The sequence below is a fragment of the Enterobacter sp. JBIWA005 genome (assembly GCF_019968805.1).
GTDB lineage: Bacteria > Pseudomonadota > Gammaproteobacteria > Enterobacterales > Enterobacteriaceae > Enterobacter > Enterobacter vonholyi.
This window is the reverse complement of record NZ_CP074159.1, coordinates 2,704,623-2,722,295: the sequence shown is the minus strand read 5'-3', so window position 1 is coordinate 2,722,295 and position 17,673 is coordinate 2,704,623. Positions and strand designations below refer to the sequence as shown.

The 17,673-nt window shown below is 56.1% G+C and carries 19 protein-coding genes; 10 read left to right on the top strand and 9 right to left on the bottom strand.

Going from position 1 to position 17,673, the window contains the following annotated elements; genetic code table 11:
- Positions 1-21 precede the first annotated feature (21 nt).
- Both KGP22_RS12855 and pabB read right to left on the bottom strand, forming a co-directional pair.
- Positions 22-600 (bottom strand): CoA pyrophosphatase, encoded by a 579-nt coding sequence (locus KGP22_RS12855; protein WP_223579317.1) that lies wholly within the window; start codon positions 598-600, stop codon positions 22-24.
- A gap of 6 nt (positions 601-606) precedes the next feature.
- Complete coding sequence (gene pabB, locus KGP22_RS12850; protein ID WP_223582446.1) at positions 607-1,932, bottom strand: aminodeoxychorismate synthase component 1; 1,326 nt, start codon at positions 1,930-1,932, stop codon at positions 607-609.
- A 61-nt stretch (positions 1,933-1,993) separates the two neighbouring features.
- Between pabB and KGP22_RS12845 the strand changes: the two genes are divergently transcribed.
- Positions 1,994-2,176: a YoaH family protein gene (locus tag KGP22_RS12845; RefSeq protein WP_008500497.1), complete on the top strand. Its 183-nt coding sequence runs from the start codon at positions 1,994-1,996 to the stop codon at positions 2,174-2,176.
- A gap of 6 nt (positions 2,177-2,182) precedes the next feature.
- Here KGP22_RS12845 and KGP22_RS12840 read toward each other — a convergent pair whose 3' ends face one another.
- Entirely contained in the window at positions 2,183-2,527 is a 345-nt protein-coding gene (locus tag KGP22_RS12840) for a RidA family protein (protein ID WP_008500498.1), read from the bottom strand.
- Positions 2,528-2,660: 133 nt separating this feature from the next.
- Here KGP22_RS12840 and KGP22_RS12835 point away from each other — a divergent pair, with 133 nt between their 5' ends.
- The 5 genes from KGP22_RS12835 (at position 2,661) to rnd (ending at position 9,040) form a co-directional block, all read left to right on the top strand.
- Positions 2,661-4,571 carry an ATP-dependent DNA helicase gene (locus tag KGP22_RS12835; protein ID WP_223579313.1) on the top strand — a complete coding sequence of 637 codons (1,911 nt, stop codon included), beginning with the start codon at positions 2,661-2,663 and terminating at the stop codon, positions 4,569-4,571.
- Positions 4,572-4,637: 66 nt separating this feature from the next.
- Positions 4,638-5,333, top strand: a complete 696-nt coding sequence (gene tsaB / locus KGP22_RS12830; RefSeq protein ID WP_223579310.1) for a tRNA (adenosine(37)-N6)-threonylcarbamoyltransferase complex dimerization subunit type 1 TsaB — start codon at positions 4,638-4,640, stop codon at positions 5,331-5,333.
- 37 nt (positions 5,334-5,370) lie between these two features.
- Positions 5,371-5,952: a Slp family lipoprotein gene (locus tag KGP22_RS12825; protein ID WP_111964786.1), complete on the top strand. Its 582-nt coding sequence runs from the start codon at positions 5,371-5,373 to the stop codon at positions 5,950-5,952.
- 203 nt (positions 5,953-6,155) lie between these two features.
- Positions 6,156-7,841 carry a long-chain-fatty-acid--CoA ligase FadD gene (gene fadD / locus KGP22_RS12820; protein WP_072253790.1) on the top strand — a complete coding sequence of 562 codons (1,686 nt, stop codon included), beginning with the start codon at positions 6,156-6,158 and terminating at the stop codon, positions 7,839-7,841.
- Between the two features lie 71 nt (positions 7,842-7,912).
- Complete coding sequence (rnd, locus tag KGP22_RS12815) at positions 7,913-9,040, top strand: ribonuclease D (protein WP_127732801.1); 1,128 nt, start codon at positions 7,913-7,915, stop codon at positions 9,038-9,040.
- Positions 9,041-9,114: 74 nt separating this feature from the next.
- Here the strand turns inward: rnd and minE are convergent, their stop codons facing one another.
- Genes minE through minC form a run of 3 tightly spaced genes read right to left on the bottom strand, consistent with a single transcriptional unit; the run spans position 9,115 to position 10,931 of the window.
- Positions 9,115-9,384, bottom strand: a complete 270-nt coding sequence (minE, locus tag KGP22_RS12810) for a cell division topological specificity factor MinE (protein WP_008500504.1) — start codon at positions 9,382-9,384, stop codon at positions 9,115-9,117.
- Between the two features lie 3 nt (positions 9,385-9,387).
- A complete protein-coding gene (gene minD, locus KGP22_RS12805) occupies positions 9,388-10,200 on the bottom strand; it encodes a septum site-determining protein MinD (protein WP_023312187.1) in 813 nt (270 codons plus the stop codon).
- Positions 10,201-10,223: 23 nt separating this feature from the next.
- On the bottom strand, positions 10,224-10,931 hold the full coding sequence (gene minC, locus KGP22_RS12800) for a septum site-determining protein MinC (protein WP_111964785.1): 708 nt from the start codon (positions 10,929-10,931) through the stop codon (positions 10,224-10,226).
- A gap of 123 nt (positions 10,932-11,054) precedes the next feature.
- On the opposite strand from minC, the gene KGP22_RS12795 reads away from it, so the two are divergent.
- From KGP22_RS12795 to KGP22_RS12785, 3 genes are all read left to right on the top strand, one after another.
- The gene (locus KGP22_RS12795) at positions 11,055-11,330 is read left to right on the top strand and encodes a YcgL domain-containing protein (protein WP_029742143.1); all 276 of its coding nucleotides are present in this window, start codon (positions 11,055-11,057) and stop codon (positions 11,328-11,330) included.
- Positions 11,331-11,377: 47 nt separating this feature from the next.
- Positions 11,378-12,037 (top strand): fumarylacetoacetate hydrolase family protein, encoded by a 660-nt coding sequence (locus KGP22_RS12790; protein WP_024909871.1) that lies wholly within the window; start codon positions 11,378-11,380, stop codon positions 12,035-12,037.
- A gap of 93 nt (positions 12,038-12,130) precedes the next feature.
- Positions 12,131-12,571 carry a YcgN family cysteine cluster protein gene (locus tag KGP22_RS12785; RefSeq protein WP_024909872.1) on the top strand — a complete coding sequence of 147 codons (441 nt, stop codon included), beginning with the start codon at positions 12,131-12,133 and terminating at the stop codon, positions 12,569-12,571.
- 115 nt (positions 12,572-12,686) lie between these two features.
- Here KGP22_RS12785 and dsbB read toward each other — a convergent pair whose 3' ends face one another.
- On the bottom strand, positions 12,687-13,217 hold the full coding sequence (gene dsbB / locus KGP22_RS12780) for a disulfide bond formation protein DsbB (RefSeq protein ID WP_063408593.1): 531 nt from the start codon (positions 13,215-13,217) through the stop codon (positions 12,687-12,689).
- A gap of 143 nt (positions 13,218-13,360) precedes the next feature.
- Positions 13,361-14,899, bottom strand: a complete 1,539-nt coding sequence (nhaB, locus tag KGP22_RS12775) for a Na(+)/H(+) antiporter NhaB (protein ID WP_223579307.1) — start codon at positions 14,897-14,899, stop codon at positions 13,361-13,363.
- 200 nt (positions 14,900-15,099) lie between these two features.
- Here nhaB and fadR point away from each other — a divergent pair, with 200 nt between their 5' ends.
- Entirely contained in the window at positions 15,100-15,819 is a 720-nt protein-coding gene (gene fadR, locus KGP22_RS12770; protein WP_023336056.1) for a fatty acid metabolism transcriptional regulator FadR, read from the top strand.
- 44 nt (positions 15,820-15,863) lie between these two features.
- On the opposite strand, the gene KGP22_RS12765 is transcribed toward fadR, so the two are convergent.
- The gene (locus KGP22_RS12765; protein ID WP_023293929.1) at positions 15,864-17,396 is read right to left on the bottom strand and encodes a SpoVR family protein; all 1,533 of its coding nucleotides are present in this window, start codon (positions 17,394-17,396) and stop codon (positions 15,864-15,866) included.
- Positions 17,397-17,673: the final 277 nt, after the last annotated feature.

Below are 17,673 nucleotides of genomic sequence, written 5' to 3'. Positions count from 1 at the left end.
AGGATGGAATGTAAAGTATAGTCAAGGCTTCAGGCCGATTTGCAACGCCAGTTCACGAATAATGCCCGCCGTCATGCCCCAGACAAAATAATGCTGATACCAGGACAACCAGACCCGATGGTCATGCCCTCGTCGATGTATATCCAGCGGATGATAACGGCTTAGCCGGAGCGCCTCTTCAAGCGGCATTTCAAACACTGCAGAGACTTCATCGATGCTGGCGTGATACTGCAGGTCAGGCGGGATAATACCTACCACCGGCGTGACCTGAAAACCGGTGACGCTATCTACGGGCGGCAGCACGCCAATGACCTCCACCGTCTCAGGCGGAATGGCAACTTCTTCCTGCGCTTCCCGCAGCGCGGCGGCAATCAGCGAGGCGTCGGAGCTGTCCACTGCGCCGCCAGGAAAGGCGACCTGACCCGCGTGCTTGCGTAAATGGGGAGAACGTTGGGTGAGCAGCAGGCCCGGCTGCGCGCGACGCACGACCGGGATCAGCACGGCCGCCTGACGCTGATTCAGCGCCTCGCGGTTGACCTGCGGTCTTAGTAGCTGAAAGCGAGATAAAAAATCATCCAGCGTCAGGTTCTCTTTTTCCACCCGTGATTACTCCAGTTGTTTCAGGATACGGTTAACTTTATCAAAGGTTTCCTGATATTCCGCATCGACCAGGCTGTCGGCAACAATACCGCCCCCGGCCGAACAGTAGAGATTTCCGTTGCAGGCGGTCAGCGTGCGAATGGTGATGCTGGTATCCATGGTGCCGCACAGGCTGATATAGCCGATGCTGCCGCACCAGGCGTTGCGGCGGTGCGGTTCCAGTTCGTCGATGATTTCCATGGCGCGAATTTTGGGCGCACCGGTGATGGAGCCGCCCGGAAACGCGGCACGGAGCAGATCGCAGGCGGTGCGAGAGGCGGGCAGACGCGCGGTTATGGTGCTGACCAGATGATGCACTGCCGGGAAAGGCTCGACGACAAACAGTTCCGGCACGCGCACGCTGCCCGGTTCGGCGACACGGCCGATGTCGTTACGCATCAGGTCCACAATCATCAGGTTCTCGGCGCGGTCTTTCGGCGAGGCGGCAAGTTTTTCCGCCTGCTGGCGATCGGCGTCGGGATCGGCAAGACGCGGCAAGGTGCCTTTAATAGGACGGGTTTGAATCGTGCCCTCGGCCAGATGAATAAATCGCTCGGGTGAAAGACTGAGTATTGCACCCTGTTCCAGACGCACAAACGCGCTAAACGGCGCCTTGTTGCTGGCATTAAGACGGGTAAACGCCTGCCACTCGTCTCCCTGATACGTCGCCTGGAAACGCTGGGCGAGGTTAACCTGATAGCAGTCACCGCTTTGCAGGTATGCCTGAACGCGAGCGAATTTTTCGGCATACTCCGCTGCACTCATATTTGAGCGCCAGCCGGAGGTCAATGTGAACGTCTGTGCCGGTGCAGGCTGCTGCGATTCAAGCCACGCCAGACGCGCCTGCACGTCATGATGGCTCAGCAGGGAAACCGTTTTTTTCTGATGATCGACAATTAACGCCCAGTCGTACAGCCCCACGGCCATGTCGGGCAGGGAAATATCAGCCTGCGCATGCTCTGGCAGCGCTTCGAAACGGCGACCCAGATCGTAGCCAAACAGGCCCAGCGCGCCCCCCTGAAAAGGGAAGTCCGAGTTCGGCGCGGCAGATAAGCCCAGCGCGTTAATGGCTTGCTGAAGCTGCGCCAGCGGATCGCCAGTTAAGGACAGGTCTTCGGTTGTCAGCGTCTTTAGCGGATCGGCCACCAGAATGTCGAAGCGGCTGTAGGGGTGGTCCGCATGACCGGAGTGCAGCAGCATCGCAAACGGAAGATGGCTCAGGCGGGCAAACCAGTATTCAGCGGCGTCTGTTCGCCAGGGCAGGGTAATAACAGTGGGGAAGCGCATGTTCATGTGTGGCATACTACCGGGCAGCGTGAAATAATTAGCGCGAATAATTTAGCAGGAGTTGACGATGTTTGCAGGTTTACCTTCTCTGAGCCATGAACAGCAGCAGAAAGCGGTTGAGCGAATTCAGGAACTGATGTCCCAGGGGATGAGCAGCGGACAGGCGATTTCCCAGGTGGCGGAAGAACTGCGCGCCACGCATACCGGCGAGCGGATCGTGGCGCGTTTCGAGGATGAAGATGAAGAGTAATCGTGCTTAAACCGCCGCGATAATCTTAATCTCTACCTTGTATTCCGGCTTCATCAGCGTGGCCTGTACGGTGCAGCGTACAGGCGCGTGACCCGCCACAACCCACGCATCCCAGGCTTTGTTCATTGCCGCGAAATCATCTTTGTTTGCCAGGAAAATCGTCGCATCCAGAATGCGGGATTTGTCGCTGCCCTGTTTTTCCAGCACCGCATCAATCTGCGCCAGAGTGTTAGCCGTTTGCTCGAACGCATCCGCATCCAGGTTAGCCGGTACGCCGGTGTAGTAGAGCGTCTGGTTATGGATCACCACATCAGACCAGCGGGCTTCGGCATCAATGCGCACAATTGTCATAAACGTTTCCTCGTTATTTTTCGTCGTCAGGCGGCAAGACTGCCATATTGTTCTCGTGTCGTCACTATTTGGGGTGGCACAGGAGAGGATGGGCTGACATAATCCCTGTGCAAAAATACAGTGAGAGAGCACCGTGGCAGACGATTTTTCCCCTGAAGGTCAATTAGCGCAGGCTATTCCCGGCTTCAAACCCCGTGAACCTCAGCGCCAGATGGCGCACGCCGTTGCACGCGCCATCGATAAGGCTCAGCCGCTGGTGGTCGAAGCCGGAACCGGCACGGGTAAAACGTATGCTTACCTTGCGCCAGCGCTGCGGGCGAAAAAGAAGGTGATCATTTCCACCGGATCGAAGGCGCTGCAGGATCAGCTCTACAGCCGCGATTTGCCGACGGTGGCCAAGGCGCTGAAATACAAAGGCCGTCTGGCCCTGCTGAAGGGACGCTCTAATTATCTCTGCCTGGAACGTCTTGAGCAGCAGGCGCTGGCGGGCGGCGACCTGCCGGTGCAAACCCTCAGCGACGTCATTATCCTTCGCGCGTGGGCGAACCAGACGGAAGAGGGCGATATCAGCACCTGCGCGAGCGTGCCGGAAGATTCCCCGGCCTGGCCGCTGGTGACCAGCACTAACGACAACTGTCTCGGCAGCGACTGTCCGCTGTATAAAGACTGCTTCGTGGTGAAAGCGCGCAAAACGGCGATGGATGCGGATGTGGTGGTAGTGAACCACCATCTGTTCCTCGCGGATATGGTCGTCAAGGATAGCGGTTTCGGCGAGCTGATTCCGAAAGCGGACGTGATGATCTTCGACGAAGCCCACCAGCTGCCGGATATCGCCAGCCAGTATTTCGGCCAGTCGCTCTCCAGCCGCCAGCTGCAGGATCTGGCGAAAGATTTCACCATCGCTTACCGGACCGAACTCAAAGATACCCAGCAGCTGCAGAAGTGCGCCGACCGCCTGGCGCAGAGCGCGCAGGATTTCCGTTTACAGCTCGGCGAGCCGGGCTATCGCGGCAACCTGCGCGAGCTGCTGGCGGACAAAAATATCCAGCGCGCGCTGCTGCTGCTCGATGACGCCCTTGAACTCTGCTACGACGTGGCGAAACTGTCGCTTGGTCGTTCCGCCCTGCTGGACGCGGCCTTTGAGCGCGCCACGCTGTATCGCGGGCGGCTCAAACGGCTTAAAGAGATCAATCAGCCGGGGTACAGCTACTGGTACGAATGCACTTCGCGGCATTTCACGCTGGCGCTCACGCCGCTGACGGTGGCGGATAAATTTAAAGAGGTGATGGCGCAAAAGCCGGGAAGCTGGATCTTCACCTCGGCAACCCTGTCGGTGAATGACGATCTGCATCACTTCACGGAACGTCTGGGCATTGAGCAGGCGGAATCCTTGCTCCTGCCCAGCCCGTTCGATTACGAGAAGCAGGCGCTGCTCTGCGTTCCCCGCAATCTGCCGCTGCCGAACCAGCCGGGTGCGGCACGCCATCTGGCCGCGATGTTAAAACCGATGATCGAGGCCAACAACGGCCGCTGTTTTATGCTCTGCACCTCTCACGCTATGATGCGCGACCTCGCCGAGCAGTTCCGCGCCACCATGACGCTGCCGGTGCTGCTGCAGGGCGAAACCAGCAAAGGCCAGCTGCTCCAGCAGTTTGTCAGCGCCGGAAATGCCCTGCTGGTAGCCACCAGCAGCTTCTGGGAAGGGGTGGACGTGCGCGGCGATACGCTCTCGCTGGTGATCATTGATAAGCTTCCGTTTACCTCCCCGGACGATCCGCTGCTCAAGGCGAGGATGGAAGACTGCCGCCTGCGCGGCGGCGATCCGTTTGATGAGGTTCAGCTCCCGGATGCGGTCATTACCCTTAAGCAAGGGGTAGGGCGATTAATCCGCGACGTTACCGATCGCGGCGTGCTGGTCATCTGCGATAACCGACTGGTGATGCGCCCTTACGGAGCAACCTTCCTTGCAAGCCTGCCGCCCGCGCCGCGGACGCGGGACATAAAACGCGCGGTGCGTTTCCTGGCAAACCCAACGGCGGAGTAATTTACCCCGGAGTATGCTAAGATGCGCGCCATTTTGTGACTGACCCTTGCGAGAGCGCGACGACTGATGCGAATTCTGGCTATTGATACCGCGACAGAGGCTTGCTCTGTCGCTCTGTTGAACGACGGTGCTGTTTCTGCCCATTTCGAAGAGTGCCCCCGGGAACACACCCAACGCATTCTGCCCCTGGTAAAAGCCATTTTAACCCAGGGCAACACCTCCTTAACCGACCTCGACGCGCTGGCCTTTGGCCGCGGCCCCGGCAGCTTTACGGGCGTACGTATCGGGATTGGCATTGCGCAGGGCCTGGCGCTGGGCGCCGAGCTGCCGATGATCGGCGTCTCTACCCTCGCCACCATGGCGCAGGGCGCATGGCGCATGACCGGGGCAACGCGCGTTCTGGCCGCGATTGATGCCCGCATGGGTGAAGTTTACTGGGCCGAATACACCCGCGACGAGCAGGGCGTGTGGCACGGTGAAGAGACGGAAGCCGTGCTTAAGCCGGAAGTGGTCACTGAACGACTGAAGCAGCTGTCAGGCGAGTGGGCAACCGTCGGCACCGGCTGGCCGGCGTGGCCAGACATGGCGAACGACACCGGGGTGACGCTGGTGGACGGCAACATGCTGCTGCCTGCTGCGGAAGATATGCTTCCGATTGCCAGCCAGCTGCTCGCAGCAGGCAAAACCGTGGCCGTTGAACACGCGGAGCCGGTTTATTTGCGAAACACCGTTGCGTGGAAGAAACTTCCGGGCCGCGAGTGAATCTCAGTAACAGGAACTGAGAAAAAGGAGTCGCATCATGGCGGTCCAGACTAAAGTAGTACGCCTTATTATGGCAGGCGCAGTTGCCATAGCACTGAGCGGATGCGTTTCCGTTCCTGATGCGATTAAGGGCACCAGCCCGACGCCACAGCAGGATCTGGTTCGGGTGATGAATGCCCCTGAGCTGTACGTCGGCCAGGAAGCGCGCTTTGGCGGTAAGGTGATAGACGTACAAAACCAGCAGGGGAAAACCCGCCTCGAGATCGCAACCGTTCCGCTGGACAGCGGCGCGCGGCCTGTACTGGGTGAGGCCTCTCGCGGGCGTATCTACGCGGACGTGAGTGGTTTCCTCGATCCTGTCGATTTTCGCGGACAACTGGTCACCGTCGTCGGGCCGATTACCGGCGCCGTGCAGGGTAAAATCGGCAGCACGCCGTATAAATTTATGACCATGCAGGTCAACGGGTATAAGCGCTGGCGGTTAGCACAGCAGGTGATCATGCCGCCTCAGCCGATCGATCCGTGGATGTGGGGTCCGCATCCTTATCGTTACGGCTACCCGGGCTGGGGTTGGTATAACCCGGGACCTGCACAGGTACAGACGATCGTTACTGAGTAACTTACTGTTATTGCTAGAAAAGAGACAGCGGCTCAGCCGCTGTCTCTGTTTTTTTACGGATAAAACGAAAAAAAAGAGTGACGCGCTTCGCAACCTTAAATCTGAACAATTAATAAACTGGTACGCTGAGTTAATATAATGTTAACAAACTGTTTATTATCGGGGTTGTGATGACGACGAACACTCATTTCAGAGGTGATGCATTGAAGAAGGTTTGGCTTAACCGTTATCCCGCAGATGTTCCTGCTGAGATCAATCCTGACCGTTATCAATCCCTGGTGGAATTATTTGAGCACTCGGTAAGGCGCTACGCGGACCAGCCCGCATTCGTGAATATGGGCGAGGTCATGACGTTCCGTAAGCTTGAAGAGCGTAGCCGGGCGTTTGCGGCGTATCTTCAGGAAGGGCTGGGGCTGCAAAAAGGGGACCGCGTCGCGCTGATGATGCCAAACCTGCTGCAATACCCGGTGGCGTTGTTCGGTATCCTGCGAGCCGGGATGATTGTCGTCAACGTCAACCCGCTGTACACCCCGCGCGAGCTTGAGCATCAGCTGAACGACAGCGGCGCGGTTGCGATTGTCATTGTGTCCAACTTTGCCCATACGCTGGAAAAAGTGGTCGACAAAACCCAGGTGAAACACGTCATCCTGACGCGCATGGGGGATCAACTCTCCACCGCCAAAGGCACGCTGGTTAACTTTGTCGTCAAATACGTCAAGCGTCTGGTGCCAAAATATCACCTGCCGGACGCTATCTCCTTCCGCAGGGCGCTGCATGCGGGCTATCGTATGCAGTACGTCAAGCCGGAAGTGGTCTCAGAAGATCTCGCCTTCCTGCAGTATACCGGCGGTACCACCGGCGTGGCGAAAGGCGCAATGCTGACCCACCGCAACATGCTGGCGAACCTTGAGCAGGTCAACGCAACCTACGGGCCGCTGCTGCATCCCGGCAAAGAACTGGTCATTACGGCGCTGCCGCTGTACCACATTTTCGCACTGACCATGAACTGCCTGCTGTTTATTGAGCTGGGCGGTCAGAACGTGCTGATCACCAACCCGCGCGATATACCGGGGCTGGTGAAAGAGCTGGCAAAATACCCGTTCACCGCCATGACCGGGGTAAATACCCTGTTCAACGCGCTGCTTAATAACAAAGAGTTTCAGCAGCTGGATTTCTCCACGCTGCACCTCTCTGCGGGCGGCGGCATGCCGGTCCAGCAGGCGGTTGCCGAGCGCTGGGTGAAGCTCACCGGTCAGTATCTGCTGGAGGGCTATGGCCTGACGGAATGCGCGCCGCTGGTCAGCGTCAACCCGCATGATATCGACTATCACAGCGGAAGCATTGGTCTGCCCGTTCCTTCCACTGAAGCGAAACTGGTCGATGATAACGATAATGAAGTTGCGCCGGGTGAGCCGGGTGAGCTGTGCGTCAAAGGTCCGCAGGTGATGCTGGGCTACTGGCAGCGTCCCGACGCGACCGACGAAATCATCAAAGACGGCTGGCTGCATACCGGTGACATCGCGGTGATGGATGAGGAAGGCTTCCTGCGTATTGTCGATCGCAAGAAAGATATGATTCTGGTCTCCGGCTTCAACGTCTATCCTAATGAGATCGAAGACGTGGTTATGCAGCACAGCGGCGTACTCGAAGTGGCAGCAGTAGGGGTGCCTTCCGGCAGCAGCGGTGAAGCGGTGAAGATATTTGTGGTCAAGAAAGATCCTTCTCTCACCGAGGAAGCGCTGATAACGTTTTGTCGTCGTCAGCTGACGGGCTATAAAGTGCCGAAGCTGGTGGAATTCCGCGACGAGCTGCCGAAATCCAACGTCGGGAAGATATTACGACGAGAATTACGTGACGAAGCCCGTGCCAAAGTAGACAATAAGGCCTGAGCTTCACGTTAATCGTCCAGACGCCGGTTAAGCCGGCGTTTTTTATGGGCGCAAACAAAAGAGAATACGATTTGAATTACCAGATGATCACGACCAACGACGAGCTGGCTTCGCTGTGCGAAGTGACGCGCGACTTTCCTGCCATTGCCCTGGATACCGAGTTTGTCCGTACCCGAACCTATTATCCGCAGCTGGGTTTGATTCAGATGTACGACGGTAAACACGTGTCGCTGATCGACCCTCTCGGCATTACCGACTGGACGCCGATGCGTGACCTGCTGCTCGATACCGCCGTGACGAAATACCTGCACGCGGGCAGTGAAGATCTGGAAGTCTTTCTGAACACCTTTGGCATCATGCCTCAGCCGCTGATTGATACGCAGATCCTCGCGGCGTTCAGCGGTCGTCCGCTGTCGTGGGGTTTTGCCGCCATGGTGGAGGAGTATACGGGCCTGACGCTGGATAAGAGTGAATCCCGCACCGACTGGCTGGCGCGTCCGCTAACCGCACGCCAGCTGGAATATGCGGCGGCAGACGTGTTTTACCTGCTGCCGATCGCCGGACAGCTGATGAAAGAGGCGGAAGCCTCCGGATGGCTCGCTGCTGCGCTGGACGAGTGCCGAATGACCCAGCAGCGCCGTCAGGAAGTGGTGGATCCGAAAGAGGCCTGGCGCGACATCAGCAACGCCTGGCAGCTGCGAACGCGTCAGCTGGCATGCCTGCAGTTGCTGGCAGACTGGCGCTTGCGTAAAGCGCGGGAGCGCGACCTGGCCGTTAACTTTGTGGTTCGCGAAGAGCATCTCTGGGCGGTGGCGCGCTATATGCCGGGCAGCCTCGGCGAGCTTGACAGCATTGGGCTTTCGGGCAGCGAGATCCGTTTCCACGGTAAAACCCTGCTGGCGCTGGTCGCAAAAGCGCAGGAGCTGCCGGAAGATGCGCTGCCGGAACCGCTGCTGAACCTGATGGACATGCCGGGCTATCGCAAGGCTTTCAAGGACATCAAAGCGCTGGTGCAGGCAGTTGCAACCGAAAGCAAACTGAGCGCGGAACTGCTCGCCTCACGTCGTCAGATTAACCAGCTGCTGAACTGGCACTGGAAGCTGAAGCCGCAGAATGGCGTGCCGGAAATGATGGCGGGATGGCGCGGGGAATTGATGGCCGATCGCCTGAATACGCTGCTGGAAGGCTATCCGCGATAAAAAATATGCCGGGTGATAAACCCGGCATATTCCTCCGGTGGCGCTGCGCTTACCGGGGCTATGAAATCACAAACCTACGGACGCGACTCTTCCGCTTCCGGGAGCGTCACGTTCAGCTCCAGAATCGAAATATCCCCGTCTTTTTGTTCCAGCTGCACCGTCACCATCTCCGGGTCAATCTGCACGTACTTACAGATCACTTCCAGGATGTCCTTGCGCAGCTGCGGCAGGTAGTGAGGCTCGGCGTCGCTACGACGACGCTCCGCAACGATAATTTGCAGACGTTCTTTTGCGATGTTGGCGGTGTTCTTTTTCCGCGAGAGAAAAAAGTCCAGTAATGCCATAACTTATCCTCCGAACAGGCGTTTGAGGAAACCTTTCTTCTCTTCTTCAATGAAGCGGAAAGGACGTTCTTCTCCCAGCAGACGGTCAACGGTATCGGCGTAAGCTTTACCTGCATCTGCCATTGTATCAAGGATCACTGGCTCGCCCTGGTTAGAGGCGCGTAACACGGACTGATCTTCCGGGATAACGCCGACCAGCTTAATGCGCAGGATCTCAAGCACGTCTTCCATGCTCAGCATGTCACCTTTGTTCACGCGGCCCGGATTGTAGCGGGTGAGCAGCAGGTGTTCTTTAATCGGGTCTTCGCCATTTTCCGCACGACGGGATTTAGAGGCGAGGATCCCCAGAATGCGGTCTGAGTCACGCACGGATGAAACTTCAGGGTTGGTGGTGATGATCGCTTCATCAGCGAAGTAGAGCGCCATCAGGGCACCGGTTTCGATGCCGGCAGGGGAGTCGCAGACGATGAAGTCGAAATCCATTTTTTTCAGATCGTCGAGCACCTTTTCCACCCCTTCACGGGTCAGGGCGTCTTTGTCACGCGTCTGAGATGCCGGGAGAATGTAGAGGTTCTCGGTGCGCTTGTCTTTAATCATCGCCTGGTTCAGTGTGGCATCGCCCTGAATGACGTTCACAAAGTCATACACGACGCGACGCTCACATCCCATGATGAGGTCGAGGTTACGCAGACCGATATCGAAGTCGATAACGATGGTTTTCTTTCCCTTCTGGGCCAAACCAGTAGCGATGGCCGCGCTGGAGGTGGTCTTGCCAACGCCTCCTTTACCCGAAGTAACAACAATAATGCGTGCCATAGAAATTCCTTGTTAAAAAGGGATCAATTCAACGGTTGAACGGTCAACGCGTCGTCTGCCAGAAGCAGGCGAGCCGCTTTGCCATAAAATTCGGCTGGGATCTTGTCGCTCAGCCAATATTCACCTGCGATGGACACCAGTTCCGCCGTCAGGTGAGTACAAAATATTTGCGCATCTCGATCGCCACTTGCACCTGCGAGCGCACGTCCACGCATCATACCGTATACGTGAATATTGCCATCTGCAATCAGCTCAGCGCCAGCACTGACGTGGCTTGTAACAATCAGATCACAGTTTGGTGCATAAATGCGCTGACCGGAACGAACCGGCACATCAATCATTCGCGTTTTTGTGACGGTAGTAACGTTTTGCACCGCAGGAGGGGGCGTTTCGACGGCAACGGGTGCCGCACGCGAGGCTTTTTCTTTGCCCTCATTCAGAAGGGGCAGCCCCGCACGCTCAATTTCCGCTTTCAGCTCAGAATCTTTGCAGCCGCTGATGCCCACGATACGCAGTCCGGTGGAGGAGACGGCCTGCTGGAGAAGTTTCCAGTTAACCGGCGCCTCAAGACCGCTGACGTTGATAACAACAGGGGCGTGTTTCAGAAAGGCGGGAGCCTGGGCGATTTTGTCTTCTAACGCCTGACGAATAACCTCGGGTTTTGCATCATGCAAATGTACCACTGATAAGGTGAAGCTACTGCCTTTAAGCTCGATGGGCGTGTTTGACATCCTGGCCTTACTCAATTTGCTATTAACCGCAACCACTCGCTGCGATATTCCGAAGAGTATCAGGCATGTTATAGTCAGGAGTATATTGAGGCAAGCAACCACCCATTAATTCAGAGTAAAAACATGTTTTGTGTGATCTACAGAAGTACAAGCCGTGACCAGACCTATCTTTATGTCGAAAAGAAAGACGATTTTTCACGCGTGCCTGAAGAATTAATGAAGAACTTTGGCCGACCACAGCTGGCTATGCTGCTGCCGCTTGATGGTCGTAAGAAACTGATTAATGCCGATCTGGATAAAGTGAAAACGGCCTTAGCCGAGCAGGGCTATTATTTACAGCTTCCACCGCCACCCGAGAATTTATTAAAACAGCATCTTGAGGCGAACGGTAAAAAATAGCCTCAACTGTTTTTGGGCACAACACATCAACCGTTTAGGGGTCGACCATGTATCAACATCATAACTGGCAAGGTGCATTACTGGATTATCCCGTCAGCAAAGTGGTTTGCGTAGGGAGCAACTATGCAAAACATATTCAGGAGATGGGCAGCGCGACGCCAGAAGAGCCGGTTCTGTTTATTAAGCCTGAAACGGCGCTTTGCGATATCCGCCAGCCGCTGGCGCTGCCGCAGGGGCTCGGCTCGGTGCATCACGAAGTGGAACTTGCCGTGCTGATTGGTGCAACGCTTCGCCAGGCCTCAGAAGAACATGTTCAGAAAGCGATTGCCGGATACGGCGTGGCGCTGGATCTGACCCTGCGTGACGTGCAGGGCAAAATGAAGAAAGCAGGGCAGCCGTGGGAAAAAGCCAAAGGGTTTGATAATTCCTGCCCGATCTCGGCGTTTGTGCCGGTGAGCGAATTTACCGGCGATCCGCAGGATACCCCGCTCAGCCTGAAGGTTAACGGCGAGATCCGCCAGCAGGGCACCACGGCAGACATGATCCATAAGATTGTGCCGCTGATCGCCTACATGAGCCGCTTCTTTACCCTTAAACCAGGTGATGTGATCCTGACCGGCACGCCGGAAGGCGTTGGTCCGCTCGTGAGCGGTGATGAACTGGAGGTCGGTTTTAACGGCCTGTCGCTGAAAACCCGCGTGCTGTAATCCCATCTTGCCGCCTGAAGAGGGCGGCAAAACTTGCAACAACGTGCCAGACTCGTTATAAGGTGCGCTTTCTTTTGACGTGTGGACATCCTGATGAACGACATCCCTTTCTGGCAAAGCAAAACTCTCGACGACATGACTGACGCGGAATGGGAATCATTGTGCGACGGCTGCGGGCAGTGCTGCCTGCACAAGCTGATGGATGAAGATACGGATGAAATCTACTTCACCAACGTTGCCTGCAAGCAGCTAAACATTAAAACCTGCCAGTGCCGCAACTATGAGCGCCGGTTTGAATTTGAGCCGGACTGCATTAAGTTAACCCGGGATAATCTGCCGACGTTTGAATGGCTGCCGCATACCTGCGCGTATCGCCTGCTGGCGGAAGGGAAAGGTCTGCCTGACTGGCATCCGCTACTGACCGGTTCAAAAGCGGCGATGCACGGCGAGCGTATCTCTGTGCGCCACATTGCGGTGAAAGAGTCCGAGGTTCGGGACTGGGAAGATCACATCATGAACCACCCGACCCGTTGAGATTAAAAAACCCGCCGAAGCGGGTTTTTTATTATGCGCGGTTGTGTCGGATGGCGCTGCGCTTACCCGACCTACAAAACCGTAGGCCCGCGCAAGCGAAGCGCCGCCGGGCAACTTAGCGCCCAAATAGATCGCGTTTCTTCGGTTTGAACGGCTGAGCGATCAGCACCAGCAGCGCCACGATGAAGTAGGCGGCAAAAATGCCTACCAGCCACTGCGGCATCTCCAGCGTCAGGAATTCCCACTGACGAACGGAGCAGTCACCGGATGCGACAAACACCTGCGGCAGCCATTTATCCAGCGGCAGCCAGCTCGGGAAGCGGGCGGCAAAATCGCAGGTCATAAACGGTGACGGATGCAGCTGCATCATGGTGTGCTGCCAGGAGAGTTCAATCCCTTTCCAGGCGCTGTACAGCCAGATCGCGATAGCGGCATAGCGAAGCGGCGATTTCGGCGCAATTGCGCCCACCAGGCCCGCCCCCATAATGCCGAACAGCGCGCAGCGTTCATAAATACAAAGCACGCAAGGTTTCAGTCCCATTACGTGCTGGAACCACAGCGCGACCATTTCCAGCGCAAAGGCGGTCAGGGCCATTAACAACCACGCTCCGCGACCGCGGGAGCACTGGTTTAAAAATCTCAACATAATCATTTCCCTGGAACATGCTTAGAAAGCGCAGTGTAAACGAATTCGTTTTTCGCGCCACCTGTACCTGGCGAAATAAAACGTAATTGGATGTTTATCGTGCGAAAAGGCAAACGGGCAGCGAACTGCCCGAGATGCATAGTTTACTGCGCCGCAAGTATACCCGCTTGTATCAACCATTGCGTACAGGGAATGAGGGTAATTTTGACGCAAAGCAATCCCACGATCGTGAGCACCAGCGTGTAGGGCAGCGCCATCCACACCATCCGGCCATAAGAAAGACGTATGAGCGGCGCGAGAGCGGAGGTCAGCAGGAACAGGAAGGCGGCCTGGCCGTTTGGCGTCGCCACCGACGGAAGGTTGGTGCCGGTATTGATCGCCACGGCCAGCAGTTCAAACTGTCCGGCGCTGATAACGCCTTGCTCCATAGCGGCTTTGGCCTCGTTGATGTAGACCGTCCCGACAAAGACGTTATCTGAGATTGACGAGAGCAGGCCGTTAAACAGGTAAAACAGCGACAGCTGAGCATCCGGTGACGCCTGTAATACAAAGGCAATAATCGGCGCGAAAAGATGCTGGTCGATAATCACCGCCACGACCGCAAAGAACACCGCCAGCAGGGCGGTAAACGGCAGGGCTTCGGTAAACGCTTTACCGATGGCATGTTCGTCCGTCACGCCGGTAAAGGTGGTGGCGAGAATAATGACTGACAGGCCAATCAGCCCCACTTCGGCAAGATGAAACGCCAGCGCGGCGATAAGCCAGACGCCGATGATCCCCTGAGCAATCAGGCGCAGCGTCTCCTGGCGGGTCCGCTGGCGTCGGCTTTGCAGATCGAATTTATGCAGTTCCTGACGTACCGGCTCCGGGAGCTGGGCCCCATAGCCAAAGAGGCGAAATTTTTCCACCAGCAGACAGGTCGCCAGGCCGCAGATAAGCACCGGTACGCTGACCGGGGCCATTCTCAGGAAGAAATCACCGAAGTGCCAGCCCGCCGCTTTGGCAATGATCAGGTTTTGCGGCTCGCCCACCATGGTCATCACGCCGCCCAGCGCGGTACCGACCCCAGCGTGCATCATCAGGCTGCGCAGAAACGCGCGGAACTGTTCCAGCACGTCACGGTTATGCGCATCGACGTGGCTGTCATCCTGCAAATCTTCACCCGGACGAGAGGAGGCCACGCGGTGATAAATACCGTAAAACCCAACCGCGACGCTTATCACCACCGCGACGACCGTCAGCGCGTCCAGGAAGGCCGACAGGAAGGCGGCGGCAAGGCAAAACGCCAGCGAGAGGAACATTTTTGACGGAATGCTGAGCAGCAGGCGCGTGAAGATAAACAGCAGGAGCTGTTTCATGAAGTAGATGCCCGCCACCATAAATATCAGCAGCAGAAGCACTTCGAGATTTGACGCCAGCTCTGCTTTGACATGCTCGGCGCTGGTCATGCCGATGACGACGGCTTCAAACGCCAGCAATCCGCCCGGCAGCAGGGGATAACATTTTAGCGCCATGGCCAGGGTGAAGATAAACTCCGCCACCAGCAGCCAGCCGGCGATAAAGGGATTCACACTAAAAATGATGGGATTAACGACCAGGAAAACCAGCAATATCAGCTTATACCAGTCAGGAGACTGACCTAAAAAATTGCGCCATAGCGCGCGCCCAAAAGAAATTTCCACAACAGACGTCCTTCCCGTCAAGTAAGACAAAACATCAGTATACGCAAAAAATGCGGCCTGGAGGCGGATAAGGCGGCATTGTAAATTTCACAAAAATGAAACGGCGATCCCTCTTTTCTCTCTTTGCCGCGCTACCTGCCACTGGCTGCCTCTGGTATGATGAGTCCAATTTGCTAAAGCTGTGTAATGGAAATCTCACTATGGTCATTAAGGCGCAGAGCCCGGCGGGTTTCGCGGAAGAGTACATCATTGAAAGCATCTGGAATAATCGTTTCCCTGCGGGGTCCATTCTTCCGGCTGAACGCGAACTCTCTGAACTGATTGGCGTCACTCGCACCACGCTGCGTGAAGTGCTTCAGCGGCTGGCGCGCGATGGCTGGTTGACGATCCAGCATGGTAAGCCTACGAAAGTAAACAACTTCTGGGAAACATCCGGGTTAAACATTCTTGAAACGCTGGCGCGTCTCGACCATGAAAGCGTGCCGCAGCTCATTGATAATCTGCTCTCCGTTCGCACCAACATCGCAACGATCTTTATTCGTACAGCTTTCCGTCAGCATCCGGAAGACGCCCTTGCGGTGCTGGCCAGCGCGAACGAGGTGGAAGATCATGCCGATGCCTTTGCCACCCTCGATTACAACGTGTTTCGCGGCCTGGCGTTTGCCTCCGGCAACCCTGTTTACGGCCTGATCCTCAACGGTATGAAAGGGCTTTATACCCGCATTGGCCGCCACTACTTTGCCAATCCGGAAGCGCGTAGCCTGGCGCTGGGCTTCTACCATAAGCTGAGCAAGCTCTGTACTGAAGGTCTGCACGATCAGGTTTATGAGACGGTGCGCCGCTACGGTCACGATTCCGGTGAAATCTGGCACCGTATGCAGAAAACGCTGCCGGGTGATTTAGCGATTCAGACCCGCTAAAAGAAAAACCTCTCGTATGAGAGGTTTTTTTTCGTCGGGTGGCGCTACAGCGTGTTCAACCGCGCCGGGCAGCGTTCCAGCAGCTCGACGCTGCCGTCTTCATTCTGCTGCTCCAGCTGCACGTCAAAGCCCCACAGGCGATGCACGTGCTTCAGCACCTCTTTACGCCCTTTATCCAGCGGCGCACGATTGTGCGGAATATAGCGCAACGTCAGGGAGCGGTCACCGCGCAAATCGACGTTCCATACCTGAATATTCGGTTCAAGGTTGCTCAGGTTGTACTGGGAGGAAAGGCGAGAGCGGATCTCACGGTATCCCTCTTCGTTATGGATTGCTGAAATCTCCAGATAGTTGTTGCGATCGTCGTCCAGCACGGTGAAGAAGCGGAAGTCACGCATGATCTTCGGCGACATAAACTGGCTGATGAAGCTCTCATCCTTAAAGTCGCGCATCGCAAAGTGCAGCGTTTCCAGCCAGTCTGACCCGGCGATATCCGGGAACCAGTACTTGTCTTCTTCCGTCGGCGACTGGCAGATACGCTTAATGTCCTGGAACATGGCAAAGCCAAGGGCATACGGGTTAATCCCGCTGTACCACGGGCTATTGTAGGGCGGCTGGAACACCACGTTAGTATGGCTGTGGAGGAACTCCATCATGAACCGCTCGGTGACTTTCCCCTCGTCGTACAGATGGTTGAGGATAGTGTAGTGCCAGAAGGTCGCCCAGCCTTCGTTCATCACCTGCGTCTGCTTTTGCGGGTAAAAATACTGGCTCACCTTGCGCACGATACGCAGGATCTCACGCTGCCACGGCTCCAGCAGCGGGGCGTTCTTCTCCATAAAATAGAGCAGGTTTTCCTGCGGCTCGGACGGATAACGACGCGCTTCGGCGATCGTTTTTTCCTCCTCACGCTTCGGCAGGGTGCGCCACAGCATGTTCACCTGGCTCTGCAGATACTCTTCGCGGCTTTTCTGCCGGGCTTTCTCCTCCTGCAGGGAGATTTTCTGCGGACGTTTGTAGCGGTCCACGCCGTAGTTCATCAGCGCGTGGCAGGAGTCGAGCAGTTTTTCCACTTCGTCCACGCCGTAGCGCTCTTCGCAGTCGGTAATGTATTTACGGGCGAAGATCAGGTAATCGACGATGGAGCTGGCATCCGTCCAGCTGCGGAACAGATAGTTATTCTTGAAAAAGGAGTTGTGCCCGTAGCAGGCGTGCGCCATCACCAGCGCCTGCATGGTAATGGTGTTCTCTTCCATTAAATAGGCGATACACGGATTGGAGTTGATGACGATCTCATACGCCAGACCCTGCTGCCCGTGCTTATACAGCCGCTCCGTTTCAATGAATTTCTTACCAAAAGACCAGTGCGGATAGTTAATCGGCATCCCGACGCTGGAGTAGGCGTCCATCATCTGTTCGGACGTAATGACTTCAATCTGATGGGGATAGGTATCCAGGCGGTACAGTTTTGCGACCCGGTCGATCTCGGCGAGGTAAACATCCAGCAGCTCGAAGGTCCAGTCGGGTCCATCGCTCAGACGTGTGTTGTCCTTGTTCAGGGAATCAATAGTAGCCATTAGCGCGCCCTCGTTGTGGGTGCTCTCTCTGTCTGGAGAGCCTCCTTTCAAGCATAGATCAACGTGTTAAAAAGCGTGCTGGGGCAGAAATTATTTCTTTGCGATTTCGCGTTTTTGATACGGCAAAAAAACGGTGTCCATCAGCATTTTATGCTGGTTAAAAATAACGCGCAGCAGGAGATCCCAAATTAGCACTATCCCCTGATGCTGGGGGATGTGTGAGGTAAGTCACCATAAAAAAGTCGTATGTTGAATAATATTTTCAACTAGGTTATCA

Excerpts from the sequence above, each read along its gene's own strand:
- tsaB (WP_223579310.1), top strand. The coding sequence starts at position 4,638 with ATGCGAATTCTGGCTATTGATACCGCGACAGAGGCTTGCTCTGTCGCT.
- minD (WP_023312187.1), bottom strand. The coding sequence starts at position 10,200 with ATGGCACGCATTATTGTTGTTACTTCGGGTAAAGGAGGCGTTGGCAAG.
- minC (WP_111964785.1), bottom strand. The coding sequence starts at position 10,931 with ATGTCAAACACGCCCATCGAGCTTAAAGGCAGTAGCTTCACCTTATCA.
- dsbB (WP_063408593.1), bottom strand. The coding sequence starts at position 13,217 with ATGTTGAGATTTTTAAACCAGTGCTCCCGCGGTCGCGGAGCGTGGTTG.
- minE (WP_008500504.1), bottom strand. The coding sequence starts at position 9,384 with ATGGCATTACTGGACTTTTTTCTCTCGCGGAAAAAGAACACCGCCAAC.
- KGP22_RS12795 (WP_029742143.1), top strand. The coding sequence starts at position 11,055 with ATGTTTTGTGTGATCTACAGAAGTACAAGCCGTGACCAGACCTATCTT.
- KGP22_RS12825 (WP_111964786.1), top strand. The coding sequence starts at position 5,371 with ATGGCGGTCCAGACTAAAGTAGTACGCCTTATTATGGCAGGCGCAGTT.
- KGP22_RS12840 (WP_008500498.1), bottom strand. The coding sequence starts at position 2,527 with ATGACAATTGTGCGCATTGATGCCGAAGCCCGCTGGTCTGATGTGGTG.
- fadR (WP_023336056.1), top strand. The coding sequence starts at position 15,100 with ATGGTCATTAAGGCGCAGAGCCCGGCGGGTTTCGCGGAAGAGTACATC.
- KGP22_RS12845 (WP_008500497.1), top strand. The coding sequence starts at position 1,994 with ATGTTTGCAGGTTTACCTTCTCTGAGCCATGAACAGCAGCAGAAAGCG.
- pabB (WP_223582446.1), bottom strand. The coding sequence starts at position 1,932 with ATGAACATGCGCTTCCCCACTGTTATTACCCTGCCCTGGCGAACAGAC.
- KGP22_RS12765 (WP_023293929.1), bottom strand. The coding sequence starts at position 17,396 with ATGGCTACTATTGATTCCCTGAACAAGGACAACACACGTCTGAGCGAT.
- KGP22_RS12785 (WP_024909872.1), top strand. The coding sequence starts at position 12,131 with ATGAACGACATCCCTTTCTGGCAAAGCAAAACTCTCGACGACATGACT.
- KGP22_RS12790 (WP_024909871.1), top strand. The coding sequence starts at position 11,378 with ATGTATCAACATCATAACTGGCAAGGTGCATTACTGGATTATCCCGTC.